This is a genomic window from Solibacillus sp. GQ1 (genome assembly GCF_059758555.1).
Window position 1 is genome coordinate 1 of record NZ_JCAXEX010000017.1, and the last position, 579, is coordinate 579.

4 tRNA genes and 1 rRNA gene are annotated in these 579 nt (G+C 48.7%); all 5 read right to left on the bottom strand.

Features of this window, described 5'->3' with window-relative positions:
- Positions 1 to 11 precede the first annotated feature (11 nt).
- The 5 genes from AC6CH1_RS19235 to rrf all read right to left on the bottom strand — a co-directional run bounded on the left by AC6CH1_RS19235 (position 12) and on the right by rrf (position 513).
- Positions 12 to 87: transfer RNA gene (locus tag AC6CH1_RS19235), tRNA-Val, on the bottom strand.
- Positions 88 to 115: 28 nt separating this feature from the next.
- Positions 116 to 190, bottom strand: a tRNA-Glu gene (locus AC6CH1_RS19240).
- Between the two features lie 16 nt (positions 191 to 206).
- Positions 207 to 298 (bottom strand) — tRNA-Ser (locus tag AC6CH1_RS19245).
- Positions 299 to 307: 9 nt separating this feature from the next.
- Positions 308 to 383, bottom strand: a tRNA-Asn gene (locus AC6CH1_RS19250).
- Positions 384 to 397: 14 nt separating this feature from the next.
- Positions 398 to 513, bottom strand: a 5S ribosomal RNA gene (gene rrf / locus AC6CH1_RS19255).
- Positions 514 to 579 lie beyond the last annotated feature (66 nt).

A 579-nucleotide genomic window follows, 5' to 3' on the forward strand; every position in this document is an offset into this window, starting at 1 on the left:
TATTTGTTTAATGGTGGAGGATGACGGGCTCGAACCGCCGACCCCCTGCTTGTAAGGCAGGTGCTCTCCCAGCTGAGCTAATCCTCCAACGCTGGATACTACTTATGTATCTTTTTGGTGACCCGTACGGGATTCGAACCCGTGTTACCGCCGTGAAAGGGCGGTGTCTTAACCACTTGACCAACGGGCCTATTTGTAAATTTGCCTGGCGGAGAGTAAGGGATTTGAACCCTTGATGCAGGGTTACCCGCATACACGATTTCCAATCGTGCTCCTTCGGCCACTCGGACAACTCTCCAAGATTTAATGGCTCCGAAGGCAGGACTCGAACCTGCGACCTGCCGGTTAACAGCCGGATGCTCTACCAACTGAGCTACTTCGGAATAATTTTATAACAGCCTAGCGACGTCCTACTCTCACAGGGGGAAGCCCCCAACTACCATCGGCGCTAAAGAGCTTAACTTCCGTGTTCGGTATGGGAACGGGTGTGACCTCTTTGCCATCATCACTAGACTATTTGTTTGAAAGACACTACTTATTATACCATACTTTTCTTATTTGTCAAGTATTTTTTATAAT